Source organism: Pseudomonas sp. G3-19 (assembly GCF_054855875.1).
Genome location: NZ_JBMPIQ010000003.1, coordinates 2,991,808 through 3,015,271, shown reverse-complemented (window position 1 = coordinate 3,015,271; position 23,464 = coordinate 2,991,808). Strand labels below are relative to the sequence as shown.

Below are 23,464 nucleotides of genomic sequence, written 5' to 3'. Positions count from 1 at the left end.
GATCACCATGACCCAACACAAAACCCCTTGTGGGGAGGATTTGTGAAGGTCTGGATGAAGTGTTGAACCAGTGGCGTGGGGTTCTGGCGATAGGCGAGGGCCACGGTGCTTTGGCAATCGGGATCGCTCAGCGGCAGAAATCGTACACCGCCGGGGGCGATGTCCTGCATTGATTCGGGCAGCAGGGCGATGCCGAATCCAGCCTGGATCAACTGCAACTGCGTAGTTTTGCGCGACATCACCCGCGCCGCTTTGGGAAAAAAGCCCTGACGCATACACAGGTCGGCACACAAATAGCTGAGCCCGCCACGCTGCGGATGCGGGATCGAGATAAACGGCTCGTCCTTCAGTTGCGCCAATTCGACAGCGGCTGAATCGGCCAGGCGATGATCGTTCGGCACCGCCAGAAGCAAGCGTTCGGTGAACAATGGCACCACCTGAATACCTTCACGCTGACGCAGCACCGGCAGGCGCAACAGGCCAATGTCCAGGCGACCTTCGGCCAGCTCCTCAAGCTGCGCCTCGGAGGACAGCTTGCCGATGTCCAGCGACACGCCCTGCTGCTGATCGAGATAAGTGCTGATTCGACGTAATAAATGCCCGTTGATCGACACGGTGCTGGAATGACTCAGGCGCAGCGTGCCCAGTTGTCCGTTACCGACTTCGGTCGCCATCGCGCTGGCCTTGCTTAGCTCGTTGAGCAGGTTTCTGGCCCGGGGCAGAAACGCCTCACCCGCCGCGGTGAGCCGGGGCTGGCGTGCGGTGCGTTCGAACAGCGGGGTTTGCAGGCGGTTTTCCATGTCCTTGATCTGCCGGCTCAGCGCCGACTGCGCGATGAACAGGCGTTCAGCCGCGGCGCTGAAACTGCCGCATTCTGCGATTTCCACGAAATAGCGCAGTTGACGGGTTGAAAGCACCAGGTATGCCTTTTTGAGATGGGTGGGCGACTTTGATCATATTAGTCGCAAGGCTTGGCGCTGGCTAAAGTCATCACAGGCTTATAAAGGAAGCGGACCGATGAGCGTGGCGGGGTTGTTGAGCGAGTGGACGTGGGGCGCGGGCGGCTGGGCGGTGATCGGGCTGGGCATCGCACTGGCCTATATCGTGTTCGGGATTGCCGGGTTCGGTACCGCACTGGTCGCGGGGCCGATTCTGATTCTGTTCATGCCGTTGTCGAAAATCGTGCCGCTGCTGGTGTTGCTGGATTTCGTCGCGGCGTTCGGCAATCTGCTGCCCTCGCGCCGGGATGTGGCCAAGCCCGAGTTGTTGCGGCTGCTGCCATGCATGGCGGTGGGGTGCACGTTGGGGGTGATTTTCCTGCTCAACCTCAAATCCGACCTGTTGTTGCTGTTGATGGGGTTATTCATCAGCACTTATGCGGTTTACAGCCTGTGGGTGAAAACCCGGCCGACGCAGTTGTCTGCCGCATGGGCGCTACCGATGGGCACGGTAGGCGGGCTGTTTGGCGCGCTGTTTGGCAGTGGCGGCTTTCTATATGCGATCTATCTCAACAGCCGCCTGCCCAAGGACGCGGCGCGGGCCACGCAAAGTGCGCTGATCAGTTGCAGCACGGTGGTACGTTTGAGCCTGTTCGCCATCGCCGGGGTGTATGCCGAGCTACCCTTGTTGATGCTGGCGCTGTGTCTGTTGCCGGCCATGGTGCTGGGCCTGTGGATCGGGCGGCGGTTGACGATGCGCTTGTCGCGCGAGGCGTTTGTCCGATTGGTGACCTGGCTGGTGCTGGCGAGCGGGATTGCGTTGATCGGGCGCTACATTATTAGTATGGCGTGAGCACTTGACCGGATTTCGTCAGGGATTAAGCTGCCGGCCTTTAGGGCCCCTTCGCGGGCAAGCCCGCTCCCACATTGGAATGCATATCCCTGTGGTAGCGGGCTTGCCCGCGAAGGCGTCAGAAGCCATACCGCAGGACTTTCCATGAATTCGCAAAGCATCATCGTCCCGAAAATCTCCACCCTGCCGGTCCACGAACCCCGGGCGCGGGCGATCGTGCGCTGGCTGGTGCGCAAGAACATCATCGAAGAACAGTTGACCACTTGCGGCCGCACCGGCAATCGCATGGCCCATGCGATTGCCGACGGCGCGCGTGCGGTGGTGCTGCACCCCGAGGCGCTGCCCTTCGGTGAGCCGATCAACGGCCTGGAGATCATCGTCAAGCGCTGCATCTACACGCCGGCCAAGGGCTTTCTCGAAGAAGCCGGGTGCGCCGAGTGCCGCCGCGAAGTCGGCGAAGCGCTGTTCGAAAGCCTGGAAGACTGGTTTCCAGGCCGCACCGACAACTTCACCTGCCCGGAATGCGGGCATGAAGACGACATCAACGGCTTTCTGTTCTTGCAGGAATGTGCGTTTTCCAACCTCGGCTTCATCTTCAACAACTGGCTGGAAGCCGGGTTCAAGCAGAGCTTTATCGATGAGTTCGCCGATTGGCTCGATCAACCTGTCTCTTGGGTCAAGGTGGAGCTGTAGCAGCGGGGGTCTCCGTATATCAGCAACATTGATATTAAGCTGAGTTTTACATTGAACAGCAGGGGGTGTCTGACTATAATGGCGCGCTTCCATTTTCCCGCTCGGGAGCCCCCGCGATGCTGCGTATCAGCCAAGAAGCTCTGACATTCGACGACATTCTCCTAGTGCCTGGTTATTCCGAGGTGCTTCCTAACGAAGTCAGTCTCAAGACCCGCCTTACCCGTGGCATCGAGCTGAATATTCCTCTGGTTTCTGCCGCCATGGACACCGTTACTGAAGCCCGTCTGGCAATCGCCATGGCTCAGGAAGGTGGTATCGGTATCATCCACAAGAACATGACCATCGAGCAGCAAGCTGCCGAAGTGCGTAAGGTCAAGAAGTTCGAAGCCGGCGTCGTGAAAGATCCGATCACCATCGAGGCTGATGCCACGGTGCGTGACCTGTTCGAACTGACCCGCATGCACAACATTTCCGGCGTTCCGGTGCTGCACGATGGCGACCTGGTCGGCATCGTCACCTCCCGTGACGTCCGCTTCGAAACCCGTCTGGAAGCCACCGTACGTGAAGTGATGACGCCTAAAGAGCGTCTGGTCACCGTGCGTGAAGGCGCCGACAAGAACGAAGTCCGCGAGTTGCTGCACAAGCACCGCCTGGAAAAAGTCCTGATCGTCGACGACAAGTTTGCCCTCAAAGGCATGATGACCGTCAAAGACATCGAAAAAGCCAAAGCCTACCCGCTGGCCAGCAAGGACGATCAAGGTCGTCTGCGCGTTGGCGCTGCCGTCGGTACCGGTAAAGACACCGGTGACCGCGTTGCCGCGCTGGTCAACGCCGGTGTGGACGTGGTGGTGGTCGACACCGCACACGGTCACTCCAAGGGTGTGATCGACCGCGTTCGCTGGGTCAAAGAGAATTTCCCTGAAGTGCAGGTGATCGGCGGCAACATCGCCACCGGCGCAGCCGCCAAGGCCCTGGCCGAAGCGGGTGCCGATGCGGTCAAGGTCGGTATCGGCCCTGGCTCGATCTGCACCACCCGTATCGTCGCCGGTGTCGGCGTGCCGCAAATCAGTGCCATCGCCAACGTCGCCGCTGCCCTTGAAGGCACTGGCGTACCGTTGATCGCCGACGGCGGCATCCGGTTCTCCGGTGACCTGTCCAAGGCCATCGTCGCTGGGGCGTCCTGCGTGATGATGGGTTCGATGTTCGCCGGTACTGAAGAAGCGCCGGGCGAGATCGAACTGTTCCAGGGCCGTTCGTACAAGGCTTATCGCGGTATGGGTTCGCTGGGCGCCATGTCTCAGGCGCAAGGTTCTTCCGACCGTTACTTCCAGGACTCCTCGGCAGGCGCCGAGAAACTGGTTCCGGAAGGGATCGAAGGCCGTGTGCCGTACAAAGGCACCCTGACGGCGATCATCCACCAGTTGATGGGCGGTCTGCGTTCCTCGATGGGTTACACCGGCAGCGCCAACATCGAAGAAATGCGCACCAAGCCTGAGTTCGTGCGGATCACCGGTGCCGGTATGGCCGAATCCCACGTTCACGACGTGCAGATCACCAAAGAAGCGCCAAACTACCGCGTAGGTTGATGCTTCAAGCAAATCGTTAAGCAACCGGGGCTGTTTTATTCAGCCCCGAGTTGTTTCTGAATCACGACTGTTTCTGAATTACTTAGACGAGACTGAATCATGGCCCTCGACATTCACGCTCACCGCATCCTGATCCTCGACTTCGGTTCGCAATACACCCAACTGATTGCCCGCCGCGTGCGCGAGATCGGTGTGTATTGCGAGCTGCACCCGTTCGACATGGACGAAGAGGCGATCCGCGAATTCGCACCTAAAGGCGTCATCCTCGCCGGCGGCCCCGAGTCCGTGCACGAAGCCAACAGCCCGCGCTGCCCACAGGCAGTCTTCGATCTGGGCGTGCCGGTCTTCGGTATCTGCTACGGCATGCAGACCATGGCCGAGCAACTGGGCGGCAAGGTTGAAGGTTCCGAGCTGCGTGAGTTCGGTTACGCCCGCGTTGACGTAGTCGGCAAGAGCCGCCTGCTCGACGGCATCGAAGACCACATCGACGCCGATGGCCTGTTCGGTCTCGACGTGTGGATGAGCCACGGTGACAAGGTCACCAAGATGCCGGAAGACTTCCACATCCTCGCCAGCACCCCAAGCTGCCCGATCGCCGGCATGTTCAACGACGAGCGCGCTTACTACGGCGTGCAGTTCCACCCGGAAGTGACCCACACCAAGCAGGGCGGCCGCATCCTGTCGCGCTTCGTGCTGGACATCTGCGGCTGTGAAGCCCTGTGGACTCCGTCGAAGATCGCTGAAGACGCCATCGCCAACATCCGCGCACAGGTCGGCACCGACAACGTGCTGCTGGGTCTGTCCGGCGGCGTTGACTCCTCGGTGGTTGCGGCGCTGCTGCACAAGGCCATCGGCGACCAGTTGACCTGCGTGTTCGTCGACAACGGCCTGTTGCGTCTGCACGAAGGCGAGCAAGTGATGGCCATGTTCGCCGAGAACATGGGCGTCAAGGTGATCCGCGCCAACGCGGAAGACCAGTTCCTGAACAACCTGGCCGGCGAAGCCGACCCGGAGAAGAAGCGCAAGATCATCGGCCGTACCTTCATCGACGTGTTCGATGCCGAATCCTGCAAGCTGGACAACATCAAGTACCTGGCGCAAGGCACCATCTACCCGGACGTGATCGAGTCGGCTGGCGCGAAAAGCGGCAAGGCCCACGTGATCAAGTCGCACCACAACGTGGGCGGCCTGCCGGAAGAAATGAACCTGAAACTGGTCGAGCCACTGCGCGAACTGTTCAAGGACGAAGTCCGTCGTCTGGGTCTGGAACTGGGCCTGCCGTACGACATGGTCTACCGTCACCCGTTCCCGGGCCCGGGTCTGGGCGTGCGCATCCTCGGTGAAGTGAAGAAGGAATACGCCGACCTGCTGCGTCGCGCCGACCATATCTTCATCGAAGAACTGCGCAAAGCCGACTGGTACCACAAAGTCAGCCAGGCCTTCGTGGTGTTCCAGCCAGTGAAATCGGTTGGCGTGGTCGGCGATGGCCGTCGTTACGCCTGGGTCGTGGCCCTGCGTGCCGTGGAAACCATCGACTTCATGACCGCACGTTGGGCACACCTGCCTTACGAACTGCTGGAAACCGTCTCCGGCCGCATCATCAATGAAATCGAAGGTATTTCGCGCGTCACTTACGACGTGTCGAGCAAGCCGCCGGCGACCATTGAGTGGGAGTGATCCCGCGCAAGCCGTAAAGGCTTGATCGCCGCAACAGAAAAGCCGTGTGAAATCCGTTTCACACGGCTTTTCTGTTTTTGCGTTACAGCGGTTTTGACCAGCCACCCAGTTGCATGCCCATGTCATCCAGAGCTTGCAGCAGGGCTTTCATGCTCGGGTAGCGTTTACCGCTCACCGAAGTCCAGCCGGGGCGTTCGATGTAGAAGTGCTTGCCGTCTGTGTCGATGACGGTCCGTACCAGTTCTCGGGTGCGGCTGCGATGGACGATGAATGTCAGGTTGGGTTGCTGCTTCAGGGAGTACATGCCGTAGCGAGGCAGCAGGGTTTCGAATTCGGTCATGGTGTGCGCGGTCCAGGGTGTTTCGATTTGCAGGCGCAAGTCGCCTCTGACCAGCGCGGAACGATCGTGCGCCGTACCGCCCAAGGGCAGGATTCTCCCGGGATCGACTTCAATGCCCCGTGAAGTCCCTACGGCGACATCCTCGACGCGAATGCCGATTGCCTCTTCCAGTTCGCTGACGCCGGCAACCCCATCAAAAGTGTTGGAGTGAGAGTTGCCCATCAGCGCCACCCATTTGTGCGCGCCGCGTGCGGACTGATCGGCACGGATCATCAGACGCGCGAAGTAATTCATCATTTTCTGCCGCGCGGTGTTGTTGCCCAATGGCAAGTCCATGCCGTTGAGTCGGTAACTCGCCATGCAATCGATGGCTTGTACATGGATCCCCTGCTTTCTGGCTTCCTTGACCAGTTCCAGGAACGTGTAGCGCTCCAGCGGATCGGTCATGTTGCCGACGTCGAGTGCCTTGAGATAGGCCTCGAGTTTTTGCGGCATGTTGCCGGTGCGGAAGAACTCATCAAGCGCGGCTTGATGGAAATCGGTCAGCAGGTGCTCCATGTACAGGCTCTTCACCTGTTTGCTGGCGAGCAATTGCATGTTCTCGATCAGCCATTGCTTGCTGCCGATGGCCGTGTGGCTCTCGCCGATGGCCAGGCCCCGGGCATGTTCGAGGATTTTCTCGATGATTTCTTCGGCGGTCGCGTCTGCCGCCAGGGCGGGCACCGGAGGACGAACGGGCAGGCGCAGCGTGCTGAAAAAATCCAGTGCATCGTGATACAGGCGTTTGCGGATGACCTTGAAGTCGCGGTAGGCATCGAACTCGTTCAGGCTGTCGTAGAAATCGCGCAAGGCCTCGTCATTCAGCCCGGCCGCGCCTTCCTCCAGATGCGCCTTGAGCGGTGCGGGTACGTCGTATTGCGAGGCGGGCAGGGCGGTCAGCGGGCTGCGGCTGCTTGATCCGGCCAGTGCCGAAGGTTTGCCACCGCCGGCGAGTCCTGCGCGGGGCATGGCTTCCCATTCACCCTCAGGGTTCAGGCGTACCGGGATCGAGCGAGTAAAACCGTGGGGGTGCTCAGGATCGATGACCGCCCAGTGTCCGCTGCCGTTGATGTCGGCTTCGTAGCGGACGTAATAGGCGGTGTCGTCCATCAGGATGGCGGTCGAGGGGTTCGAATCGAGCAGATAAATGCCCTGGAATTTTCCGGGCTCGCTCACCGGCGTAATGCCATCGAGCAACTCATTGGCTTGCCAGCTCGGCGGAATGACCGGTCGCGGGGTGTCTTCAATCAGGGGGGTGGCAATCGGCGGCTGAGGCCCACCCATCGGCGTCCCGACTTTATCGGTCAGGTCGCTCATCTCCGCCGCTTCGGCGGCATCCACCTCGGGTCCGACCTCGGCCAATGATCCCGGGCCCTTGAGTGCCAGCAGATTGAACAGCATGTCGATGCCGCTGAGCACCGCACCGACAATCCCGGCCTTGCGCTCGGCGGCGGTTTTGCCATTGACCGCCTGATCGATGTTCAGCCCCATGTTGGCAATGCTGGCGCCGATCACCGGCAATGCGACTGGCCAGCCGACCACCGCCATTGGCCCGAAAACCTTGACCCCGGCGCTGAGGTAGCCGATCCACAGCTTCTTGCGCAGGTCACCGTTGGAGGTCAGGGACAGGCTGGCTTCGGCAAACATCGCCGTGCGGGTCGAGTCACTCAGCCAGGTGAAGGCGTCGCCACTGACCGCGCGGTTGTCCTGATTGATCATCGAGTGATCGTAGCGGCCCCACGTAGCCACCAGGCGATTCATCAGGTCACCAAGATTAGCGTTGATCTGCTGCCGGTCGGCCAGCGAGAAATGCGCAAGGAATGTCTCGCGCGCCGCAGGTGTGTTCATCCGCTGCAGGATCCAGAAGTGCAGGTCGGTGGCGCTTTCCAGTACATGGAATGCATCGCTGTTGCCGGGCAGGTAGAGGATCTGCCGACCCTGGGGCATGACGAAACGCAGGACGTTGGTAGCGGCGTAACCGGCAATGTCCAGCGTGCGCACACTGTCCGGGCAAGGGTGGCTGGTCTGCAGCATTGGCAGGCTGACTGGCCACGTCAGCGGGCCGATCGCCGCTTGCGTGACGAACTGGAAATCCTCGCCACTCAGCTGACGTTTGTCCCGCGCCTGTAGCGCTTTGATCAGGAAGTTGCACTTGGCCAGGGTACGAAAGTCGCTGCCGCTGGTGTTCCAGAATGCGTTCAGTTGAGCGTCGTACAGCGCGCTGAAGTCGATGCTCCAGAAGTCCTTGAGCACATCGTTGCTATGCAGGCGCACTTCATTGCGTTCATCGAAGGTACGGGCGTCGGGACCGGCAGTATAGAAACCGCCATAGACATCGAGCAGGTCGGCGTTGTCCTGATCGGCGACGCGAAAGCGGTGAATCACCAACTGGGTCAGGGTCATGCTTGACGTGGGCGTGGCGTGCACGTGCTCCCAGCCGGTGAAGGCATTCGAACTGCTTTGCGAGGCGTCGAAGCGGTGGAAATACACCTGATCCGGGTCGAGGCCGTGGACCTGGTATTTGATCAACAAGTCGCTGGCGACCTGTCGAGCAGCGTCCTGCAGGCTCGGGCAGGTCTGGATGACGGTGGCGGCAATCGCCTTGAGCGCGGCCTTGTCGGCGGCGTTGGGCATCGGGTTGGGCATGTGTTTGGGCTCTCTGTCCTTGAGTAACGGGTGGCACAGGATGGCGCGGCTGTTCGATGCATGTGCACTACATAGTTATGTCACCTGAGCAGTTGAAATCGTGTACGCGCGAGGCGCAACTGCGTCCATCCGCCGCGCTGCCCTTACTGTTTCGCAATTGCAGGTGTATCGTATTTGCCTTTTGCGGGCCCGGTGCCCGACGCAGATACGTGAGGTAGTTGAGTTCATGTCCTTTACCCGTCGCCAAATCCTCGGTGGCCTGGCCGGTCTTGTTGTCGTTGGTGTCGGAGCGGGAGGCGCGTCGCGCTACTGGCTGGGCAAGATGGCCGATGCTGACGCGGGCCACGACTACGAGCTGATCGCGGCGCCACTGGACGTTGAATTGGTGCCAGGGCACAAGACCGAGGCCTGGGCGTTCGGCCCGTCGGCGCCGGGCACTGAATTGCGCGTGCGTCAGGGCGAGTGGCTGCGGGTGCGTTTCATCAACCACCTGCCGGTGGCGACCACCATTCACTGGCACGGCATCCGTTTGCCGCTGGAGATGGACGGTGTGCCGTACGTCTCGCAATTGCCGGTGCTGCCCGGTGAATACTTCGATTACAAATTCCGCGTGCCGGACGCGGGCAGCTACTGGTATCACCCGCACGTCAGCAGCAGCGAAGAGCTGGGGCGCGGGCTGGTCGGGCCGTTGATTGTCGAAGAGCGCGAGCCGACCGGTTTCAAGTACGAAAAGACCCTGAGTCTGAAGAACTGGCACATCGACGAGCAAGGCAATTTCGTCGAGTTCAGCATCCCCCGTGAAGCGGCGCGTGGCGGTACGGCGGGGCGCTTGTCGACCATCAACGGTGTGCCAACGCCGGTGATCGAGTTACCGGCGGGGCAGATCACCCGGGTGCGTTTGCTCAACCTCGACAACACCCTGACCTATCGCATCAACATCCCCGGCGTCGAAGCGCAGATCTATGCGCTGGACGGCAACCCGATCGAGCCGCGGCCGCTGGGCAAGGAATACTGGCTCGGCCCCGGCATGCGCATTTGCCTGGCGATCAAGGCGCCGCCGGCCGGAGAAGAGTTGTCGCTGCGCAACGGCCCGGTGCGACTGGGAACCTTGCGCTCGGTGGCCAATAACGATGCGCCGACCGAGTGGCCGAAAGCCTTGCCCGCCAACCCGGTGGCCGAGCCGGATCTGGCGAATGCCGAGAAACTCAACTTCAATTTCGAATGGGTCGGTTCGGTGTCGGTGAATGTCGACAACGGCAAGCCACCGAGCCTGTGGCAGATCAACGGCAAGGCCTGGGACATCACGGACAAGACCTGCGCCGATCGGCCGATTGCCAGCCTGAAACTGGGCCAGAGCTACATCTTCGAACTGAAGAACATGACTCAGTATCAGCACCCGATTCACCTGCACGGCATGAGCTTCAAGGTGATTGCGTCGAACCGGCACAAGATCACGCCGTACTTCACCGACACCTATCTGCTGGGCAAGAACGAGCGTGCGCAAGTGGCGCTGGTGGCGGATAACCCGGGGGTATGGATGTTCCATTGCCACGTGATCGACCACATGGAAACCGGCCTGATGGCCGCCATCGAGGTGAAGTGATGCGCCAGATTCGCCCCGCCGCGATCATCGACCGCAGCCGTGACCGCGATTTCATGCGTGAAGCGCTGGAGCTTGCTGCCCAAGGCGCAGCCCTCGGCGAAGTGCCGGTGGGCGCGGTGCTGGTGCAGGACGGTGAAATCATCGGGCGTGGCTACAACTGCCCGATCACCACCAGCGACCCGAGTGCCCACGCGGAAATGGTCGCGATCCGCGCTGCTGCGCAAGCTGTCAGCAACTATCGCCTGCCCGGCAGCACGCTGTACGTGACGCTGGAACCGTGCAGCATGTGCGCCGGGCTGATCGTGCATTCACGCATTGCCCGGGTGGTGTATGGCGCGCTGGAGCCGAAGGCCGGGGTTGTGCAGAGTCAGGGACAGTTCTTTACCCAGGGCTTTTTGAATCACCGGGTGTTGTATGAGGGTGGGGTGCTGGCCGAAGAATGTGGAGCAGTGCTGACCGAATTCTTCAGAGCCCGTCGCGCAAAACCATCTGAATAAACACAACCCCCAACTGTAGGAGTGAGCCTGCTCGCGATAGCGGTCTGACATTCAACATTGTTTTGACTGTCAGACCGCTATCGCGAGCAGGCTCACTCCTACAAGGTTATGCGGTGTTTGAGAGGGTTACTTACGGGCCACAATCACCGCGCGCATCGGCGCTGGCAGCCCTTCGATGGTCTTGCTGTGATCCTCGGGATCAAGGAAGTCGCTCAACGATTGATACTTCATCCACTCGGTACCGCGTTGTTCTTCAACGGTGGTGGTGCTGACGTCCACGCATTTCACATCGGTGAAGCCTGCCCGACGCAGCCACAATTCCAACGCCGGCACCGACGGCAGGAACCACACGTTGCGCATCTGCGCGTAGCGATCTTCCGGCACCAGCACTTGATGCTTGTCGCCTTCAACCACCAGCGTTTCCAGCACCAGCTCGCCGCCCTTGACCAGGCAATCCTTCAGCGCCAGCAAATGCTCGATCGGCGAACGTCGGTGGTAGAACACACCCATCGAAAACACTGTGTCGAAGCCTTCAAGGTTCGGCGGCAGGTCTTCGAACGGGAACGGCAGGTGCCACGCATTCGGTTCGGACAGATAACGCTGCACCGCCTGGAACTGGCAGAAGAACAGCCAGTTCGGATCGACGCCGATCACGCTGTCGGCACCGGCGCCGAGCATGCGCCACATGTAATAGCCGTTGCCGCAACCAACGTCGAGGATGCGTTTGCCCTTCAGGTCCAGATGCGGGGCGACCCGCGACCACTTCCAGTCCGAGCGCCATTCGGTGTCGACGTGTACGCCGAACAGGTCGAACGGCCCCTTGCGCCACGGCGAAAGGCCCATCAGCGCGGTGCGCATTTGTGCGCGGGTTTCGTCGTCGCAGTCGGTGTCGAGTTTCAGGCCGTTGAGCAGATCGACTTCAGTCGGCTCAAGTTTCGGCAACGCGTCCAGCGCGCTCTGCCAGCGCTCCAGATCGCCGTGACCTTTCTCCATTTTCTTGTCGAGTTGCCCTTGCAGGGTGTTGGCCCAGTCGGCCAGCGGGCTACCGGCCAGACGGCGGGCGAGGGGGGACAGATCAATCATGGCAAGGCAATCAACGAGGCAAAGTTAAGACACTGGAACCACGGCACGACTTTCGAGAACCCGGCGGCCAGCAGGCGTTCGCGGTGTTCTTCGAGGCTGTCGGGCTTCATGACGTTTTCGATGGCGCTACGCTTCTGGGCAATTTCCAGTTCGCTGTAGCCGTTGGCGCGTTTGAACGCGACGTGCAGATCGGTGAGCAGCGCGTGTTCTTCGGCATCGTTGAAGCGCAGCTTCTCCGAGAGAATCAGCGCGCCGCCGGGCAGCAGCGACTGGCGAATACGCGAGAGCAACGCGGTGCGCTGCTCCGGGGCGATGAATTGCAGGGTGAAGTTCAGTGCCACCACCGAGGCCGGTTTGAACTCGAGCGCGAGAATGTCGCCTTCGATCACTTCGACCGGTAACAACTCCTGGAACATCGAATCCTGACCGTTGAGGTACTCGCGGCAGCGTTCGACCATCGCCGCCGAGTTATCCACCGCGATCACCCGGCAACCGTCGGTGCGCACGTGACGGCGCAAGGCTTGAGTCACGGCGCCGAGCGAAGCACCGAGGTCGTACAGAACGCTGTTCGGTTGGGCAAATTGCGCCGCAAGTACGCCGAGGTTTTCGACGATGGTCGGGTAACCCGGCACCGAGCGCTTGATCATGTCCGGGAACACCCGCACCACGTCCTCGTTGAAGGCGAAGTCAGGCACCTGGGCCATCGGCTGGGCGAAAATGCGATCGGGTTCTTTGCTCACGGCGGTTCCGGCGGTGTTGATGAAAAGGCCGGCATTTTAGCCAAAGTGGCGTCGGGATGCTTGGGTTGTCCGACGTGGCGAGGGGATTTATCCCCGATGGGCTGCGAAGCAGCCCCAAGATCTGTGCCCGCGGTCTGTCTGACATACCTGATTGACCGGTTTCAGGGCCGCTGCGCAGCCCATCGGGGATGAATCCCCTCACTACAAAATTAGCGGTGTTTCACGGAAAACGCCGAAGCGGCAATCCCCCACTGGCCCAGCCAGTAACTGAGGATGATCACGTACGGCGCAGCAAGAAACGGCGCCACAAAGCGATCAATGCCGATCACACTGTCGGAGAACACGAACGCCAGCGCACCCGCCGCCGCCAGCAGCTCCGAACGCTTGGGCACATCGGTGCCGAGGCGGGCGAGGGCGCGCCAGAGCATGGCGCTGATCGCGGTGCCATAGACGAGCACAGGCACCAGCAACGGCCCGAGGCCACTGGAAATCAAAATCCCCAGCAGCACCGCGCCGACGCCGAGCGCGAGCACCAGCGGCAAAAGCGCCAGCCGTTTGCAGTCGCTGAGGTAAGCCTTGAGATACGCCAGATGCGCCACCAGAAACGCACCGAGGCCAAACACAAACAAATCCCCCGGCCACGCCAGCAACACGTCACCGAGCACAGAGAAAATCAGCCCCAGACTGATCCAGCGTCGATAGTCGCTGGGTGGCGCATCGTGCAGCCAGCCGAGCAGCGCCAGCACCGGTAACGGTTTGACCAGCAGGCAGAGCAATACCGCATGCGTGCTCACACCGTAGAGAAACGTCACCGCGCCCATCAGCGCCAGAATCAGCCAGCCCACGATCAGTTCACCGAAATGGCGCAGTCGAACGTTTCTGCCGGCTCGACTTCCGGTTCCCAGGGCTGCTGCGAAGTCAGGCGCAGGCGGCCGGTGCCGGTGGCGAAGGCCTGAAAGCGCCAGGTGGAAAAACCGCCCGCGCCGACCATGCCGGAATCTTTCGGACTGCTGTAAACCTCAGGGCTGAGTGCATGTAGCACGCCGCCGGCGGAGTCCTGAATTGCCCAGCGATAGCCCGTGGTCGGGTTGCTCGGCAGCATCACGATCAGGTTTTGTCCGTTGGTCAACTGCACGGGGCATTCGCTCTGGTTTTCCACGGTCACGTTCTGTTTTGGCTGCGTGGCGCAGGCGGCCAGCAAAGAGAGGGCGAGAGGGACAAACAGGCGAGTGGCGGACATAGGCTCAGTGGCTCCGGCGTTGACGACGAACGGCGAGCATAACTGAAGATGAGACAAAGTGTGACGGTGAGGCGGTTCTGTGGTGTTGCCACAGACGCCTTCGCGAGCAAGCCCGCTCCCACAGTAGTTGTGTGGTGACCACAAATGCTGTGTTCACTACAGAACCCTGTGGGAGCGGGCTTGCTCGCGAAGGCGGCGTGTCAGGCTCTGGATAACTGTCAGAACAACACTTTCGCCACATCCGCAAAGCGCTTGGCGAAGTGCACGGTAATGCCCTCCTTCAGATAATCCGGCAACTTAGCGTCGGCCGATGCAAAAATGCTGACTTTGATCAGCAGCAGACTATTGATGGATCATGGTAAATGAGCAAATAACAGGAAAACTTTCGTCACTGCCCTCTTTTGTGAAACTTATATCCATCGCACAGGAGTAGCGATGGGTGACAGGGTCAAGGTTGAGAAAAATAACGCCTTCTCCCGGAATGGTCCTAAAAAAATCGGCGTTAAAATTTCCGTCATATTCGACTCTGATATTTTCTGCAGGAAAGTCATGCCTGCCATTGTCCGGATACTTCTGGTCTTTTTTTGTCAGGAAAACCCTGACGTTTCTTGAAAAGTTCGGTTGGTCAGGACGGCGGTAGATTCCTTCCAGGGCTAGGGTTTCTTTATGAGTACTTATGATTAGTTTATCGGTCGAGAAGTTGACGTCCTCTGGAATGTAGGCTGTCAAAATACCGCGAGCAAACGTCCTTGCATCTTTTGAGTTATTCATCTTGAAGCTCCTGTGTCTAACCTGGGGGGAGAAACAAGGTAGAGCTTATTCAAGATAGAAAACTTCGGAACTGTCAGAAATGTCAGTTTTTTATATCGCTTGGCAATTATGAAGTGCTCGGCTATGCGAAGAAGTATTGGTCGTTATCGTTGTTTGATTGATAACGACCAATGTCTAAATCAGAACAAAACTTTCGCTACATCCGCAAAGCGCTTGGCGAAGTGCACGGTAATGCCTTCCTTCAGATAATCCGGCAACTCCTCAAAGTTGCCCCGGTTCGGCTCCGGCAGGATCAGTTCGAAGATCTTCTGCCGCCGCGCCGCGATCACCTTCTCACGCACGCCGCCAATCGGCAGTACATGCCCGGTCAGGGTCAGTTCGCCGGTCATCGCCACGCCTTTTTTCGGCGGCTGATTGCGGGCGAGCGAGAGCAGGGCGCTGGCCATGGTCACGCCGGCGCTCGGGCCGTCTTTCGGTGTGGCGCCTTCCGGCACGTGCAGGTGGACGAAGGCCTCGTCGAAGAATTTCGCATCGCCGCCAAACTGTTTCAGGTGTGAGCTGACGTAGCTGTAGGCGATCTCCGCCGACTCTTTCATCACGTCACCCAGTTGCCCGGTGAGTTTGAAACCACGGTTGAGCGTGTGAATTCGCGTGGCTTCGATCGGCAGGGTCGCGCCGCCCATGCTGGTCCAGGCCAGACCGGTAATGACGCCGGTGCCGGACAGCACTTGTTCATTGCGGAACACCGGATGGCCCAGCGAGGCTTCGAGGTCTTTCGGCCCGAGCTTGATCACTGCTTTCGGGTCGTCGATCAGCTTCATCACCGCTTTGCGCACCAGTTTGCCCATCTGTTTTTCCAGTTGGCGCACCCCGGCTTCGCGGGCGTAACCGTCGATCAAGGCCTTGAGTGCGCTGTCGCTGATGCTCAGGCTGCCCTTGGACACGCCAGCCTTTTCCAGCAGTTTCGGCCACAGGTGACGCTTGGCGATGGCGACTTTTTCTTCGGTGATGTAGCCCGACAGGCGAATCACTTCCATGCGGTCCAGCAACGGCCCGGGAATCGAATCCAGGGTGTTGGCGGTGCATACGAACAGGACTTTCGACAGGTCCATGCGCAGGTCGAGATAGTGATCGAGGAATTCGACGTTCTGTTCCGGGTCGAGGGTTTCCAGCAGCGCCGACGCCGGGTCGCCCTGGTAGCTCTGGCCCATCTTGTCGATCTCGTCGAGCATGATCACCGGGTTCATCACTTCGACGTCTTTCAACGCCTGCACCAGTTTGCCCGGTTGCGCGCCGATGTAGGTGCGGCGGTGGCCCTTGATCTCGGCTTCGTCACGCATGCCGCCGAGGCTGAAGCGGTAGAACGGCCGGCCAAGGGATTCGGCGATGGATTTGCCGACGCTGGTTTTACCCACGCCCGGCGGGCCGACCAGCAGCACGATCGAGCCGCTGATCTCGCCTTTGTAGGCACCGACCGCGAGGAATTCGAGGATGCGATCCTTGATGTCGTCGAGGCCAGCGTGGTGTTTGTCGAGTACCTTGCGCGCGTACTTGAGGTCGAGTTTGTCCTCGCCGTACACGCCCCACGGCACCGAGGTCGCCCAGTCGAGGTAGTTGCGGGTGACCGCGTACTCCGGCGAGCCGGTCTCGAGGATCGACAGTTTGTTCATTTCCTCTTCGAGGCGTTTCTGCACCTGTGCCGGCAGGACTTTGCCTTCCAGGCGTTGTTCGAACTGTTCGAGATCGGCGCTGCGGTCGTCCTTGGTCAGGCCGAGTTCCTGCTGGATCACCTTGAGTTGTTCCTTGAGGAAGAACTCACGCTGATGCTCGCCGATCTTGCGATTGACCTCGGCGGAGATCTCTTTCTGCAGGCGCGCGACTTCGACTTCCTTGCGCAGCATCGGCAGGACTTTTTCCATGCGCTTGAGCATCGGCACGCAGTCGAGCACTTCTTGCAGCTCATTACCTGTCGCCGACGTGAGGGCGGCGGCGAAGTCGGTCAGCGGCGACGGATCGTTGGGGCTGAAGCGGTTGAGGTAGTTCTTCAGCTCTTCGCTGTACAGCGGATTGAGCGGCAGCAGTTCCTTGATCGCGTTGATCAGCGCCATGCCGTAGGCCTTGACCTCGTCGGTCGGCTCGGTGGGCTGGTGCGGGTATTCGACTTCGACCAGGTACGGCGGGCGGTGGTGTTTGAGCCAGGTCTTGATGCGTACGCGGCTCAGGCCTTGGGCGACAAATTGCAGTTTGCCGTTTTCACGGCTGGCGTGATGGACTTTGACCAGGGTGCCGTATTCGGGGAGGGCGCCGGTGTTGAAGTGGCGCGGGTCTTCCTGGGGCGTGTCCATGAAGAACAGGGCCAGGGAGTGGTGGTCGGATTTGCTTACCAGGTCGAGGGTTTCGGCCCAGGGTTCTTCGTTGACGATGACTGGCAGCACTTGGGCCGGGAAGAACGGGCGGTTGTGGATCGGGATGACGTAGACCTTGTCCGGCAGGTTCTGGCCGGGCAGGGCCAGGCCTTTGCCGGATGAGGTGTGTTCGATGTGTTCTGCTTCGGTGTAGTCGTCGGGGTTGTCCGGGAATTCTTGCTGGTCGCTCATGGGGCACCTGCGCAATGGGGTATGGGTCTTAGATGGGGCAGGCTTTGGGTGGTTTCAATGGGGGGCGGTGTTTCTGCTTGTGCGTTCAGGGTTTTGACAGGCGTCACGCTTTGGGCTTGGCGGCCTTTGGGCCGACCAGGTTCTTGGGGTTTTGGGGGTATATCCGTTTTTTTGGGTGTGGCGGCTGGCGGTTTCGCCCTTACGGCGAGTCACCTTTTCCAGACGCCGAAAAGGTAACCGAAAAGGCTTGCTCCTGCGTTCGGCCCGCTCGCTGGGGCTCGGGGTTCCTTCGCTCCGGGACTGATCCGTGGGGCAGCGCCTCCGGTTTGCTTCGCTGCACCTCCTCTCGCTGTGTTTGGCTGCGCCAAACGGTCGCTGCGCTCCCACCCCCGGATCAATCCCTCCACTCAGCCTTCCGACGTCGCCCGTGGATCAAGATCAAGAGCGGTACTCGAGCTTGCGCTCATTGTTTTGAGTGGGGCGGCTGCGCCGCATGGGGCATACACGAATCAAAACTGTGGGAGCTGGCTTGCCAGCGATGGCGGCCTGACAGCCAACCGATCTCCAACTGAATGCACCGGGTTCAAACTGTAGGAGTGAGCCTGCTCGCGATGGCGGCCTACGAGCCGACCCATCTCCACCTGACTCACCCAATTCCACTGTGGGAGCGAGCTTGCTCGCGAAAGCGGTGTGTCAGTCACCGCAAGTGTTGGATGTGCTGACGCTTTCGCGAGCAAGCCCGCTCCCACTATGGCTCAGCTGTGTGCCGCAGATTGGGTGATTTCCACATTATCCAGCACCCGATTCACCGCCAGTTCGGCGAGCATGATGATTTGCTGAATGGCCAGTATCGTCCGGCGCTGCGGGATGTCGATGTACGCGGCGATGTCGCTGGTCATGAGGCTGGCTTGGGCCAGTGATTCGCAGGCGTGAACCAGCAGGCTTTCGTTGTCCATGTCCGGGGCGACCTGGAACATGCTGCTGGGTTTGTGGAATCTCACCGCGGCGGCGGAGGGCTTCAGGTAGTGATCCAGCGCACGCTCGGCGGCGTCGTGGAGTTTTCTGGAATCGAGGGATTCGTAGGGGGAGGTTTCGGGGGGATTCGGTGTGGGTTTGATCATGATGAATTCTCAGTTGGTGAAGTGGAGCTACCTTCAATTGCCGCGACGCAATCTGAGGTGGCAGCTGTACGCGGGTTCGCGGACCGATAACTGAGGAATCGGCATACCCCCAAAGAAGGTATCCCGCGCACAGCCGCCATGACACAACCAACAGGCATCCGAGGTGCTGTCAGGTTGGCGATTATGCATCAGTTATCAGGCCGCGACGCCCGGCCGCTGAATTTCCAGCGACCACCAGAGCCTATCCAGCCAACTTCCGAGGCACAACCGACGCGACTTGTCGGAAATCTCCCGCGTATAACGCGCTTCTGTAGGACGGACACCGTCCAGTGTGGGAGCGGGCTTGCTCGCGAAGGCAATGTGTCAGCCGGCAAACTCATTGGTTGATACACCGCTTTCGCGAGCAAGCCCGCTCCCACAGGTTTGTCCGGTGGACTCAGAAAGTGTGGGCACAAAAAAGGCGATGCCCCTCACGGAGCATCGCCTTTCCTTTACCGCCGCTAAAACTTATTCCGGCAGTTTGTACGCAATCACATAGTCACCCATCTTGGTGCCCAGCGAACCGTGACCGCCAACAACGAGCAGCACGTATTGCTTGCCGTCCTTGCCGGTGTAGGTCATCGGAGTCGCTTGACCGCCTGCAGGCAGACGCGATTTCCACAGTTCTTTACCGGTGTTCACGTCGTAGGCGCGCAGGTACTGATCGAGGGTGCCGCTGAGGAAGCCGACGCCGCCTGCAGTGACCATCGAACCGCCCATGCTTGGTACGCCCAGGGTGAAGCCGATCGGGATTGGCGAGCTGTCGCGGCTGGTGCCGTTTTTGCGTTTCCACACAACTTTACCGGTGGTCAGGTCGATACCGGCAACGTAGCCCCAGGCCGGGGCCTGGCACGGTACGCCCAGTGGCGACATGAACGGGTGCATGATCACCGCGTATGGCGCGCCGGTGTTTGGCTGCACGCCAGCGGTTTCGCTCTCGCGTTTGCTGCCGGCGGCGACTTTCTCGCGTGGCACCATTTTCGAAACGAAGGCCATGTAGTTCGGGCTGGTGAACAGCATCTGGCGAACCGGGTCGACCGAGACGCCGCCCCAGTTGAACACGCCGACGTTACCCGGATAGATCAGGCTGCCCTGTTCCGACGGAGGCGTGTATTGGCCTTCGTAGCGCAGTTCCTTGAACTGGATGCGGCACAGCATCTGGTCGAACGGGCTGGCGCCCCACATGGCTTTTTCGGTCAGTTCCGGGGCCAGCAGGTTGAGGTCCGAACGGGCCTGGGTCGGTGCGGTGTGGTCGCCTTTCACGGCGCCTTGCGGAACCGGGATTTCCTTGATCGGGATGATCGGCGTGCCGTCACGACGGTCGAGGACGTACAGGCTGCCCTGTTTGGTCGGGGCGATCAGCGCCGGTTTCACGCCGTCGGCGGTTTTCATGTCGAGCAGGGTTGGCTGGCTGCCAACGTCCATGTCCCACAGGTCGTGGTGGGTGAACTGGTAGTTCCAGCGCACTTTACCGGTGGCCAGGTCGAGGGCAACGATGCCGGCGCTGAATTTCTCGGCGCCTGCGGTGCGGTCTGCGCCCCACTGGTCTGGAGTCTGGTTGCCCAGTGGCAGGTAAACCATGCCGAGTTTTTCATCGACGCTGGCCAGCGACCACATGTTGGCCGAGTTGCGGCTGTAGGTTTCGCCTGGGGCCAATGGCTCGGTGGCGTCCGGCTTGTCGCTGTCCCAGTTCCACACGAGGTGGCCGTCGCGCACGTCGAAAGCGCGGATCACGCCCGATGGCTCGTTGGTCGACTCGTTGTCAGTGACGTGACCGCCCATGATCACCAGATCACGGGTAATCGCCGCCGGCGAGGTGGAGTAGTAGCCACCGGCGGTGAACGGGCCGATGCCTTGGGTCAGGTCGACCACGCCGTTTTTGCCGAAGCCTTCGCAGATCTTGCCGGTGTCGGCGTTCAGTGCGATCAGGCGTGCATCGGCAGTTGGCAGGTACAGACGACGCGGGCAGGCCTGGGCAACGGCTTTGCCGGCTTCGGAGATGACGGCGGAAGCGGCGTTTTCCGACTTGGCGTAAGCGGCTTCGTCGTAGTACGACACGCCACGGCAGGTCATGTGGGCGAAGCCCTTGAAGCCGACCGGGCTCTTGATCTGCGGGTCGAAGCGCCACAGTTCCTTGCCGGTGTCCGGATCCAGCGCCAGCACTTTGCTGTGCGCGGTGCAGGCATAGAGCATGCCGTTGGCTTTGAGCGGGGTGTTTTCGTTGGTCAGCTCGACCGGGTCATCGGCGGTTGGCAGGTCGCCGGTCTGGATGCGCCAGGCTTCTTGCAGCTTGCCGACGTTGGCCGGAGTGATCTGCTTCAGCGGCGAGTAGCGGTCACCGAATTCGGTGCGGCCATAGGCCTGCCAGTCGCCTTCAGGCATTTGCGGTGCGGTACTGGTCATGTCCGCGGTGTCGCGGCCCAGTTCGCCAAAGGTTTCGCCCGGGTGGGTGAACAGGCTGGCCAGGGCAGTGACGCCGGCCAGCACCACGGCCACGGTCAGGCCACCCGTGCCCATCGGCGCCGGGCCATTGAGCAGCAACGGACGACGGAACCACGGCAGCAACATCACGATGCCGAGAACGAACCACAGGGCCAGACGCGGCACCAGTTGCCACCAGTCCAGACCGACTTCCCACAAGGCCCAGACCGTGCTGGCGAACAGCACGATGGCGTACAGGCCCAGCGCTGCACGACGACGCAGCAGCAACAGAATGCCGCTCAGCGCAATGCCGATACCGGCCAGCAGGTAGTACAGCGAGCCGCCGAGCATGCTCAGCTTGACTCCCCCGGCCAACATGGCCAGGCCCATCAGTAGAAGCAGAATGCCGAGCAGGCTCGGTAACAGACGGCCCCGACTCGAAGCACTTTCGGTGCTCATAGTGTGATTCTCCGTGACGTTTATTTAGTCCCGCGCTTTAGTCACTCTAGATGACGATTGGGCGCAGGTATGGTTCAGATAAAAACTTGTCTAGCTAACGAATTTCATCAATCCCCCTGTGGTAGCGGGCTTGCTCGCGAAAGCGGTGTGTCAGAAGGCTGATGCATCGACTGACACGCCGCTTTCGCGAGCAAGCCCGCTCCCACCTTGGGGATTTGCGTAAATCTTTAGAACGAGGACTGGATCTTGATCCCCGCGATCAGTGCGTCATCGACCTCGTTCACGCCGCCCGGATGGCGGATGTATTGCAGGTTCGGGCGCACGGTCAGCCAGTTGGCAACGTGCACGCCGTAATACAGTTCGGCGCTGTATTCGGTGTCCTGCGGCGGCAGGAAGGACGGGTCGTCATAGTCGTAGACGGCGTGCGCCTGATTGCTCGCTTCGGCGTTCTTGCGGAAGGCCGGGTTGACGTGGACGCGGGCCAGGGCGAAACCGATGTCGTCTTTGGCGCGGGCATCGAACGGGCCTTTGTAGACCACGCCGGCCTGCACGTAGTTGTCGATCGCGTTGGTTTTCTTGTCGTGCATCGTCGCGTTGGCAAACACGCTCAAGCCGCGCGAGTGGTCGCTGGCGAGGCTGGTGACTTGCTGCTGCGCACCGAACCACACGCCGTGTTTGCTCGACGCGCTGCGGTAGGCTTCGCCGCTCAGTGCAGCAGGCTGGCCGTTCTGGTCTTTATAGACGTCAGAGGCCTTGGCGCTGCTGTAGTAGTAACCGGCACGGTATTCGCCCGGCAGGCCGTTGAGCTTCGGCGTCCACACCAGTTCCACCGGCAACACGGCGCCTTGGGTACCGCTGCCGCTGAGTTTGAAGCCGTTGCCGCGATCGAGGTTTGACGGGTTCTGCTCGTAGGCGCCGACCTGCGCGTACAACTCTGGGGTCAGGTGATATTTGACCCGCAGCGCCCATTGGCTGACCGGCCAGTTGTACCAGATGCCGCCGACCCAGTTGCCGACCTGCGAGCCGCAGAACGCCAGGTTCTGAAAGTCGCACGGGAAGCTGTTGAAGTCTTCGCCTTCGCCGAAGCGGCCGACCTTGATGTCGAGCTTCTGGTCGAAGAATTTCTGCTGGTACCACATCTGCGTCAGGCGCGTGGTCTGGCCACGGCCCCAGACTTCCTGGGCCGAGGTGAAGCCGCCCACGCGTGGATCGTTGATCCGGTCGTTGCTGATGTTGTTGCCGCTGCGCTTGGTGATGGTCAGCTGAAACTCGGCGTCGTCCCAGCCAAGGATTTTTTGCAGGTCCAGGTGCGTGCCCAGACCGAACTGGTCGCTGTAACGCGCGGTGCGATCGTGGTCGTAGCCGCCGTGCAGGTTGCTGCCCATTTCGCCGGTGTAATCGAGTTTGAAGTCGTAGCCTTTTTCCGCCAGTTCGGTACGCGTGCCGTTCCAGTCACCGAGCATCCACGGTGAGTCGCTGTCGAAGGCGGGAGCCGCCTGGGCGTAGGTGGCGAAGCCGAGCGCGGTGCAGCCGCCGAGCAGGCGCAGGGCTGAGATAGCGCTGTCTCGGGAGAAGGAAAAATCAGGCATGGGTCAGTCTTTTTTTGGTGTTTTACGGGGGTAAACCGAGCGCTTCAATTTGACGCAGGCAGTGAAGCGATTCAGCTGAAGGGCGGCAGGATAATGATCTGTAACAAAAAGACAAAGGGCTTTTGCAGACATGCAGCATTTCTGATTCGGTAACAGTGCGGCAAACGGGCGCATTGTGGCGATGGCTGCAGGCTGCGATCTTCTCGGGTTGGCCTACATTTGATCCAAGGCCTTCCACCTGACCGGCCCCTCGGCTAAGGTGCGCGGCTTGTGCATTTTCCCTCCGTCCAAAGGCCTGGCATGAACGACCACACTCCCGATCCGCTGCATGGCGTAACCCTCGAACAGATCCTCAATGCGCTGGTGGCGCATTACGAGTGGTCGGGGTTGGCCGAGCGCATCGATATCCGCTGCTTCAAGAGCGACCCGAGCATCAAGTCGAGCCTGACCTTCCTGCGCAAAACCCCGTGGGCGCGGGAGAAGGTCGAGCGCTTGTACGTGAAACTGATGCGCACCAAGCGTCCGCTCTGAG

Annotated in this window: 18 protein-coding genes and 1 pseudogene; 7 read left to right on the top strand and 12 right to left on the bottom strand. The window is 60.5% G+C overall.

The genetic code is table 11. The features are described from left to right. Positions 1-2: 2 nt before the first annotated feature. On the bottom strand, positions 3-917 hold the full coding sequence (locus tag ACOYXI_RS13770; RefSeq protein ID WP_461674966.1) for a LysR family transcriptional regulator: 915 nt from the start codon (positions 915-917) through the stop codon (positions 3-5). Between the two features lie 100 nt (positions 918-1,017). Between ACOYXI_RS13770 and ACOYXI_RS13765 the strand changes: the two genes are divergently transcribed. From ACOYXI_RS13765 to guaA, 4 genes are all read left to right on the top strand, one after another. Continuing rightward, positions 1,018-1,791, top strand: coding sequence for a sulfite exporter TauE/SafE family protein (locus ACOYXI_RS13765; protein ID WP_202368972.1), 774 nt, complete (start codon positions 1,018-1,020; stop codon positions 1,789-1,791). Between the two features lie 144 nt (positions 1,792-1,935). Further along, a complete protein-coding gene (locus tag ACOYXI_RS13760; protein ID WP_027612124.1) occupies positions 1,936-2,484 on the top strand; it encodes a hypothetical protein in 549 nt (182 codons plus the stop codon). A gap of 116 nt (positions 2,485-2,600) precedes the next feature. Further along, entirely contained in the window at positions 2,601-4,070 is a 1,470-nt protein-coding gene (gene guaB / locus ACOYXI_RS13755; RefSeq protein WP_027612123.1) for an IMP dehydrogenase, read from the top strand. 99 nt (positions 4,071-4,169) lie between these two features. Then, the gene (gene guaA, locus ACOYXI_RS13750) at positions 4,170-5,747 is read left to right on the top strand and encodes a glutamine-hydrolyzing GMP synthase (RefSeq protein ID WP_027612122.1); all 1,578 of its coding nucleotides are present in this window, start codon (positions 4,170-4,172) and stop codon (positions 5,745-5,747) included. A gap of 82 nt (positions 5,748-5,829) precedes the next feature. Here guaA and ACOYXI_RS13745 read toward each other — a convergent pair whose 3' ends face one another. After that, complete coding sequence (locus ACOYXI_RS13745; protein ID WP_461674965.1) at positions 5,830-8,772, bottom strand: dermonecrotic toxin domain-containing protein; 2,943 nt, start codon at positions 8,770-8,772, stop codon at positions 5,830-5,832. 226 nt (positions 8,773-8,998) lie between these two features. Here ACOYXI_RS13745 and ACOYXI_RS13740 point away from each other — a divergent pair, with 226 nt between their 5' ends. Further along, positions 8,999-10,375, top strand: a complete 1,377-nt coding sequence (locus ACOYXI_RS13740) for a multicopper oxidase family protein (protein WP_095136913.1) — start codon at positions 8,999-9,001, stop codon at positions 10,373-10,375. Further along, positions 10,375-10,872, top strand: coding sequence for a tRNA adenosine(34) deaminase TadA (gene tadA, locus ACOYXI_RS13735; RefSeq protein ID WP_135296498.1), 498 nt, complete (start codon positions 10,375-10,377; stop codon positions 10,870-10,872). Before ACOYXI_RS13740 ends, tadA begins: the two co-directional genes overlap by 1 nt. Positions 10,873-10,998: 126 nt before the next feature. Here the strand turns inward: tadA and cmoB are convergent, their stop codons facing one another. The 10 genes and pseudogenes from cmoB to ACOYXI_RS13685 form a co-directional block, all read right to left on the bottom strand. Beyond that, complete coding sequence (cmoB, locus tag ACOYXI_RS13730; RefSeq protein WP_098965457.1) at positions 10,999-11,955, bottom strand: tRNA 5-methoxyuridine(34)/uridine 5-oxyacetic acid(34) synthase CmoB; 957 nt, start codon at positions 11,953-11,955, stop codon at positions 10,999-11,001. Next, the gene (gene cmoA, locus ACOYXI_RS13725) at positions 11,952-12,659 is read right to left on the bottom strand and encodes a carboxy-S-adenosyl-L-methionine synthase CmoA (protein WP_219737930.1); all 708 of its coding nucleotides are present in this window, start codon (positions 12,657-12,659) and stop codon (positions 11,952-11,954) included. Before cmoA ends, cmoB begins: the two co-directional genes overlap by 4 nt. A 245-nt stretch (positions 12,660-12,904) precedes the next feature. Next, positions 12,905-13,540: a lysoplasmalogenase gene (locus ACOYXI_RS13720; protein WP_461674964.1), complete on the bottom strand. Its 636-nt coding sequence runs from the start codon at positions 13,538-13,540 to the stop codon at positions 12,905-12,907. A gap of 2 nt (positions 13,541-13,542) precedes the next feature. Further along, on the bottom strand, positions 13,543-13,935 hold the full coding sequence (locus tag ACOYXI_RS13715) for a protease inhibitor I42 family protein (protein ID WP_007964468.1): 393 nt from the start codon (positions 13,933-13,935) through the stop codon (positions 13,543-13,545). A 218-nt stretch (positions 13,936-14,153) separates the two neighbouring features. Then, positions 14,154-14,234: pseudogene (locus tag ACOYXI_RS13710) on the bottom strand (hypothetical protein); the annotation flags it as partial. 43 nt (positions 14,235-14,277) lie between these two features. Beyond that, positions 14,278-14,706 (bottom strand): hypothetical protein, encoded by a 429-nt coding sequence (locus ACOYXI_RS13705; protein WP_135296494.1) that lies wholly within the window; start codon positions 14,704-14,706, stop codon positions 14,278-14,280. Positions 14,707-14,885: 179 nt separating this feature from the next. Then, a complete protein-coding gene (lon, locus tag ACOYXI_RS13700; RefSeq protein WP_027612113.1) occupies positions 14,886-17,303 on the bottom strand; it encodes an endopeptidase La in 2,418 nt (805 codons plus the stop codon). A 755-nt stretch (positions 17,304-18,058) separates the two neighbouring features. Next, entirely contained in the window at positions 18,059-18,424 is a 366-nt protein-coding gene (locus ACOYXI_RS13695) for a DUF6124 family protein (RefSeq protein ID WP_027612112.1), read from the bottom strand. Between the two features lie 507 nt (positions 18,425-18,931). Continuing rightward, positions 18,932-21,343: a glucose/quinate/shikimate family membrane-bound PQQ-dependent dehydrogenase gene (locus ACOYXI_RS13690; RefSeq protein WP_461674963.1), complete on the bottom strand. Its 2,412-nt coding sequence runs from the start codon at positions 21,341-21,343 to the stop codon at positions 18,932-18,934. A gap of 227 nt (positions 21,344-21,570) precedes the next feature. Further along, positions 21,571-22,932: a carbohydrate porin gene (locus tag ACOYXI_RS13685; protein ID WP_098965447.1), complete on the bottom strand. Its 1,362-nt coding sequence runs from the start codon at positions 22,930-22,932 to the stop codon at positions 21,571-21,573. Between the two features lie 300 nt (positions 22,933-23,232). Between ACOYXI_RS13685 and ACOYXI_RS13680 the strand changes: the two genes are divergently transcribed. Beyond that, positions 23,233-23,463, top strand: coding sequence for a VF530 family protein (locus ACOYXI_RS13680; protein WP_003227831.1), 231 nt, complete (start codon positions 23,233-23,235; stop codon positions 23,461-23,463). The last annotated feature ends 1 nt before the right edge of the window (position 23,464 follow it).

Coding starts and splice junctions, on each gene's coding strand:
- ACOYXI_RS13765 (WP_202368972.1), top strand. CDS start 1,018: ATGAGCGTGGCGGGGTTGTTGAGCGAGTGGACGTGGGGCGCGGGCGGC.
- ACOYXI_RS13760 (WP_027612124.1), top strand. CDS start 1,936: ATGAATTCGCAAAGCATCATCGTCCCGAAAATCTCCACCCTGCCGGTC.
- guaB (WP_027612123.1), top strand. CDS start 2,601: ATGCTGCGTATCAGCCAAGAAGCTCTGACATTCGACGACATTCTCCTA.
- guaA (WP_027612122.1), top strand. CDS start 4,170: ATGGCCCTCGACATTCACGCTCACCGCATCCTGATCCTCGACTTCGGT.
- ACOYXI_RS13745 (WP_461674965.1), bottom strand. CDS start 8,772: ATGCCCAACCCGATGCCCAACGCCGCCGACAAGGCCGCGCTCAAGGCG.
- ACOYXI_RS13740 (WP_095136913.1), top strand. CDS start 8,999: ATGTCCTTTACCCGTCGCCAAATCCTCGGTGGCCTGGCCGGTCTTGTT.
- tadA (WP_135296498.1), top strand. CDS start 10,375: ATGCGCCAGATTCGCCCCGCCGCGATCATCGACCGCAGCCGTGACCGC.
- cmoB (WP_098965457.1), bottom strand. CDS start 11,955: ATGATTGATCTGTCCCCCCTCGCCCGCCGTCTGGCCGGTAGCCCGCTG.
- cmoA (WP_219737930.1), bottom strand. CDS start 12,659: ATGGCCCAGGTGCCTGACTTCGCCTTCAACGAGGACGTGGTGCGGGTG.
- ACOYXI_RS13715 (WP_007964468.1), bottom strand. CDS start 13,935: ATGTCCGCCACTCGCCTGTTTGTCCCTCTCGCCCTCTCTTTGCTGGCC.
- ACOYXI_RS13705 (WP_135296494.1), bottom strand. CDS start 14,706: ATGAATAACTCAAAAGATGCAAGGACGTTTGCTCGCGGTATTTTGACA.
- lon (WP_027612113.1), bottom strand. CDS start 17,303: ATGAGCGACCAGCAAGAATTCCCGGACAACCCCGACGACTACACCGAA.
- ACOYXI_RS13695 (WP_027612112.1), bottom strand. CDS start 18,424: ATGATCAAACCCACACCGAATCCCCCCGAAACCTCCCCCTACGAATCC.
- ACOYXI_RS13690 (WP_461674963.1), bottom strand. CDS start 21,343: ATGAGCACCGAAAGTGCTTCGAGTCGGGGCCGTCTGTTACCGAGCCTG.
- ACOYXI_RS13685 (WP_098965447.1), bottom strand. CDS start 22,932: ATGCCTGATTTTTCCTTCTCCCGAGACAGCGCTATCTCAGCCCTGCGC.
- ACOYXI_RS13680 (WP_003227831.1), top strand. CDS start 23,233: ATGAACGACCACACTCCCGATCCGCTGCATGGCGTAACCCTCGAACAG.